The following is a 5,180-nucleotide window of genomic DNA, read 5'->3' as shown; positions in this document are numbered from 1 at the left end:
ACAACTATAACTGGACAAAAGAGCGTTGCAACCATCTCTAAAAAAGACGTTGCATCATTCAAATTACGTAAAGGTATGCCAATTGGCGCCAAAGTAACTTTACGTGGTGAAAGAATGTACGAATTTTTAGATCGTTTAATTACTTCAGCATTACCACGAGTAAGAGACTTTAATGGAATTAAAGCCACAGGATTCGATGGTAGAGGTAATTATAATTTAGGAATTACAGAACAAATTATCTTCCCAGAAATCGATATCGATAAGGTAAACAAAATTTCTGGAATGGATATTACATTTGTTACCTCAGCAGAAACAGATAAGGAAGCAAAATCATTATTAACAGAATTAGGATTACCTTTTCAAAAGAATTAAGATATGGCTAAAGAATCAATGAAAGCCCGTGAGGTAAAAAGAGCAAAAACAGTAGCTAAATATGCTGAGAAACGTAAAGCTTTAAAAGAAGCTGGAGATTACGAAGCATTACAAAAGTTACCAAAAAATGCTTCTCCTGTACGCATGCACAACCGTTGCAAGTTAACAGGAAGACCAAGAGGTTACATGAGAACCTTTGGTATTTCTCGTGTTATGTTCAGGGAAATGGCTAACCAAGGTTTAATACCTGGAGTTAAAAAGGCAAGCTGGTAATATTAAAAAGAATTATAAACGGGAATTAGGTTTAACAAAATGAGTTAAAACCGATTCCGAAATTTAATAACTATGAATACAGATCCAATAGTGATTATTTGACAGAATTAGAAATGTTGTTCGAGCCAACCACAGAGTGGTTGAGATTCCAGCATCTAATTTAAAAAGGAAATTACTAAAATATTATTCGAACAAGGATATATTTTAAGTTACAAATTTGAGGACAACTCTGTACAAGGGACCATTAAGATAGCCCTTAAGTACAATAAAGAGACCAAAGAACCTGTAATTAAAAAGATTCAAAGAATAAGTAAACCAGGTTTACGTAAGTATGCAAGTTCAAAAGAACTACCTAGAATTTTAAACGGTCTTGGTATTGCCATTGTTTCTACTTCTCATGGAGTAATGACAGGTAAACAAGCACAAAGGGAAAATGTAGGTGGCGAAGTACTTTGTTACGTTTACTAATTAAAAGCGAATAAGAAATGTCAAGAATAGGTAATAACCCAGTAGCAATTCCAGCAGGAATTACAGTTGATATTAACATAACATTGTTGTTGTTAAAGGAAAATTAGGAGAATTGACTCATGAATTTTCTGATGTTGCAATTAAAGTTGAAGATGGAAATGTATTTGTATGTCCTCAGATTCTAAAGTACACAGCAGCATGGACTTTATAGATCCCTATCAACATGATTAAAGGCGGTCTGTGGCTTGACAAAACAATTAGAATTGGTGTTGCTATAGAGCATCACCAAGGACAAAAAGATCTGCTAGATTTTCTCATAACATTATTTCAGATATAGCTCCTAAAGGCTGCGGAGACAATTTCAGAAAAGGAAAAATCCAATAGTAAAATTAACTTCATCAGACAAACAATTAGTTGGTCAAGTAGCAGCTAAAATACGTGGTTTTAGACCACCAGAGCCTTACAAAGGTAAAGGAGTTAAGTTTGTAGGAGAAGTATTAAGAAGAAAAGCAGGTAAATCAGCTTAATAATTAAGTTATGGCATTAACAAAGAACGAAAGACGATTAAGAATTAAAAGCAGAGTTCGTAAAATAGTTTCAGGAACTGAGGCTAGACCAAGATTATCTGTTTTTAGAAGCAATAAAGAAATATATGCTCAAGTAAAAGATGATGTATCTGGTAAAACCATTAGTGCAGCATCTTCTAGAGATAAAGACATTAGTTCTGCAAAAGGTACTAAAACTGAAATAGCAGCTTTAGTAGGTAAAGCAGTAGCTGAAAAAGCCCTTAAGGCAGGTGTGGAAACCATTTCTTTTGATAGAGGTGGATAGCAATATCATGGTAGAGTTAAATCATTAGCCGAAGGAGCTAGAGAAGCAGGACTTAAATTCTAAGAAATTATGTATCAGAAATACAAAAGCGCAGAGTTAGTAAAACCAAGTGGATTGGATCTTAAAGATCGTTTGGTTGGTGTACAAAGAGTTACAAAAGTAACTAAAGGTGGTAGAGCATTTGGGTTTTCGGCAATAGTAGTTGTTGGAGATGAAGCAGGTGTTGTAGGTCACGGTTTAGGAAAATCTAAAGACGTAGCAAGTGCAATAGCAAAAGCTGTTGAAGATGCTAAGAAAAATTAGTACGTATTCCTTTTAAAAAGATCCTTACCACACGAACAAAAGGAAATATGGAGGAGCAAGAGTAAACATTATTCCTGCCTCCTGGTACAGGTGTTATTGCTGGTGGTGCTGTAAGAACGGTTGGAAGCAGTAGGTGTTCACGACGTGTTTCAAAATCACAAGGTTCATCAAACCCTCATAAGTAAAGGTACTTTGATGCTTTATTACAACTAAGAAATGCAACACTATTGCACGTGAAGAGGTATTTCGCTAGAAAAAGTTTTTAAAGGATAATACAGGAAACATGGCAAAAAAAAAGTAAAAAAAGTAAAAAGCCAATCAATCGCAGAAGACAAAAAAGAATTTGAAGCCTTGGTCTAAAAAAGATTGGACAAGTCGAACATGATGCCACACCAAACATCCTTGGTATGGTTAATAAGTAAACATTTAGTTTCGTAGAAGACAAAATAATAAGATACTGATGGATTTAAGTAATTTAAAACCCGCAAAGGTTCAGTTAAAAGTCAGCAAACGAATAGGACGTGGACAAGGTTCTGGAAAATGTGGAACGGCAACTGGCCAAAAGGAGCAAATCCCGTTCTGGATATTCAAAGAAAATGGATTTGAAGGAGGGCAATGCTACTTCAAAGACGTGTACCCAAATTTGGCTTACTAACATCAACAGAGAAATACAAGGTGTAAACTTAGATACTTTACAACAATTAGTAGACGAAAGAAAATTAAAGATACTTTGATTTCGATACCCTTGTAGCTCAAGTTGCTAAAAAGACTAAGAAATTATGGGAAGAGGCGAGTAAAAGCTAAATTAAAGGTATCTGTCATAAGTTTACCGCCAGCAAAAGCTGCGATTGAAGCTGTGGAGGAGAAATAACTTTATAACCAAACAACCATGAAATTTATAGAGACACTACGAATACTAAAAATAGAGAATTAAGATCAGAATCATTTTAACTTGGTCTGTTATTAGTTTATCGTTTTGCGCACAAGTGGTTTTACCAGGTATTGATGCCTCAATTGGAAAATTTACAGACAAATACAGGTGGTTTATAGGTTTGTTAAACATTTACAGGAGGAGCTTTGCTAACGCTTCCTTTTTGCTTTGAATCATGCCACATATCTCTGCTTCCATTGTGGTTCAGTTAATGGGAATAGCCATTCCCTATTTCAGAAATTAAAGAAGGGAGAGTGGTAAAAAAAATCAACCAAATTACCGTTGGTTAACCATTGCCATCTGTTTGGTGCAGGCGCCGGATATTTGCATTCCAACAGCTTTGGATTCCACAGTGCCTTTATTGGGTACTGAGGGTTTTATTTTTCATCTATAGTTATTTTAGTTACAGGCCATCTTTGCTATGTGGTTAGGAGAAAAATTACCGATAAAGGTATTGGTAACGGAATCTCTTTTTAATTATGGTTGGAATTATTGCAAATTCCTAAGGCATTTTTCAAAAATCAGGCTAGAAGGAAAAACAACTTATGTTGATTCTTTTGAATTATTATTTGGTTTTATCTTCCCCCATTATCTGGTTATGGCAGTCGAAAAATAGCGGTACAGTATGCAAGAAGAACCGTTTCTGTGGTTACGAGAAAACGTAATGATCCAGACAGTTTTTACCATTAAATTAAATGCATCTGGAGTAATGCCAATTATCTTGCACAAGCTATTATGTTCGTGCCAGTTTATAGGTCGTCCTCTTCTTAAAGACACTGGCAGGCAATGGATGCAACAAATTTTAGTATATTTGGTTTTTGGTACAACTTAGTTTTTGCTTTATTAATTATAGCATTTACATACTTATGCAATCACAGTGCCTACAAACAAAATGGCAGACGATTTAAAACGTAGTGGTGGTTTTATTCCTGGATACGTCCGGAAAAAAACTTCGAATATTTAGATAAAATAATGTCTCAAATAACATTCCAGGATCATATTCCTAGCCTTATTGCTGTGTTCCCAGCCATTATGTTGCTAATGAAGTACAACTGGATGGGCCTGTTTTTTGGTGGAACCTCACTATTAATTATGGTTGGGTTGCAATAGATACTATGCAACAAGTAAACTCTTATTTTAAAGCATTACGACGGCTTGATGAAAACAGGTAAAAATAGAAAAGCAGTAGCTTAATATATCAATACTATGGCAAAACAAGCAGCAATAGAACAAGACGGAACAATAATAGAAGCATTATCCAATGCCATGTTTCGTGTTGAACTAGAAAATGGTCACATAGTGACAGCGCATATATCTGGTAAAATGCGTATGCATTACATAAAATTATTACCAGGAGACAAAGTAAAATTAGAAATGAGTCCTTACGATTTAACTAAGGCTAGAATAACTTATAGATACTAACAGAGATGAAAGTAAGAGCATCAGTTAAAAAAAGAAGTGCAGATTGTAAAATCGTGCGTAGAAAAGGTAGACTTTACGTAATTAACAAAAAGAATCCTAGATTCAAACAAAGACAAGGGTAGTTATGGCAAGAATTGCAGGTGTAGACATACCAAAAAACAAAAGAGGAGTTATCTCCCTAACTTATATCTATGGAATAGGTAAAAGTAGAGCAAAAGACATTTTAGCCCAAGCTAAAGTGGATGAAAGTACAAAAGTTCAAGATTGGACAGACGACGAAATAAGTAATATTCGTGAGGCTGTTGGTTCTTTTACTATTGAAGGAGAATTACGTTCTGAAACACAAATGAACATTAAGCGATTAATGGATATTGGTTGTTACAGAGGTATTCGTCATAGAGCTGGTCTTCCATTAAGAGGACAACGTACAAAAAACAACTCTAGAACTAGAAAAGGTAGAAGAAAAACTGTTGCTAACAAAAAAATGGCAACTAAATAATTAAAAGACATTAGTCATTAGAGTTTAGACGTTAGATGAATCTGTTTGAAATAGCAATGTTTAGGATTCTAACAACTAAAA

5 protein-coding genes and 7 pseudogenes are annotated in these 5,180 nt (G+C 34.7%); all 12 read left to right on the top strand.

The window, feature by feature from the left end:
• The coding region (rplE, locus tag ACN5J3_RS14200) for a 50S ribosomal protein L5 (RefSeq protein WP_418512157.1) at nt 1-372 on the top strand (372 nt) is incomplete at its 5' end.
• Nucleotides 373-375: 3 nt separating this feature from the next.
• Entirely contained in the window at nt 376-645 is a 270-nt protein-coding gene (gene rpsN / locus ACN5J3_RS14195; RefSeq protein ID WP_286852668.1) for a 30S ribosomal protein S14, read from the top strand.
• Between the two features lie 72 nt (nt 646-717).
• Nucleotides 718-1,113 (top strand): annotated as a pseudogene (gene rpsH / locus ACN5J3_RS14190) (30S ribosomal protein S8).
• Nucleotides 1,114-1,130: 17 nt separating this feature from the next.
• A pseudogene (locus tag ACN5J3_RS14185) lies at nt 1,131-1,640 on the top strand (50S ribosomal protein L6).
• Nucleotides 1,641-1,650: 10 nt separating this feature from the next.
• Nucleotides 1,651-2,007: pseudogene (gene rplR, locus ACN5J3_RS14180) on the top strand (50S ribosomal protein L18).
• 6 nt (nt 2,008-2,013) lie between these two features.
• Nucleotides 2,014-2,520 (top strand): annotated as a pseudogene (locus tag ACN5J3_RS14175) (30S ribosomal protein S5).
• A 44-nt stretch (nt 2,521-2,564) separates the two neighbouring features.
• A pseudogene (locus ACN5J3_RS14170) lies at nt 2,565-2,685 on the top strand (uL30 family ribosomal protein).
• Between the two features lie 22 nt (nt 2,686-2,707).
• Nucleotides 2,708-3,118: pseudogene (gene rplO / locus ACN5J3_RS14165) on the top strand (50S ribosomal protein L15).
• 18 nt (nt 3,119-3,136) lie between these two features.
• Nucleotides 3,137-4,372 (top strand): annotated as a pseudogene (locus ACN5J3_RS14160) (preprotein translocase subunit SecY).
• Between the two features lie 12 nt (nt 4,373-4,384).
• Complete coding sequence (infA, locus tag ACN5J3_RS14155) at nt 4,385-4,600, top strand: translation initiation factor IF-1 (RefSeq protein ID WP_007094967.1); 216 nt, start codon at nt 4,385-4,387, stop codon at nt 4,598-4,600.
• A gap of 5 nt (nt 4,601-4,605) precedes the next feature.
• On the top strand, nt 4,606-4,722 hold the full coding sequence (gene ykgO, locus ACN5J3_RS14150) for a type B 50S ribosomal protein L36 (RefSeq protein WP_013305171.1): 117 nt from the start codon (nt 4,606-4,608) through the stop codon (nt 4,720-4,722).
• Between the two features lie 2 nt (nt 4,723-4,724).
• Complete coding sequence (rpsM, locus tag ACN5J3_RS14145; protein ID WP_007650443.1) at nt 4,725-5,099, top strand: 30S ribosomal protein S13; 375 nt, start codon at nt 4,725-4,727, stop codon at nt 5,097-5,099.
• The last annotated feature ends 81 nt before the right edge of the window (nt 5,100-5,180 follow it).

This window comes from Corallibacter sp., from assembly GCF_048381695.1.
Classification (GTDB): domain Bacteria; phylum Bacteroidota; class Bacteroidia; order Flavobacteriales; family Flavobacteriaceae; genus Corallibacter; species Corallibacter vietnamensis.
This window is presented reverse-complemented; position numbering and strand designations above follow the sequence as displayed.

Excerpts from the sequence above, each read along its gene's own strand:
- rpsM (WP_007650443.1), top strand. The coding sequence starts at position 4,725 with ATGGCAAGAATTGCAGGTGTAGACATACCAAAAAACAAAAGAGGAGTT.
- infA (WP_007094967.1), top strand. The coding sequence starts at position 4,385 with ATGGCAAAACAAGCAGCAATAGAACAAGACGGAACAATAATAGAAGCA.
- rpsN (WP_286852668.1), top strand. The coding sequence starts at position 376 with ATGGCTAAAGAATCAATGAAAGCCCGTGAGGTAAAAAGAGCAAAAACA.
- ykgO (WP_013305171.1), top strand. The coding sequence starts at position 4,606 with ATGAAAGTAAGAGCATCAGTTAAAAAAAGAAGTGCAGATTGTAAAATC.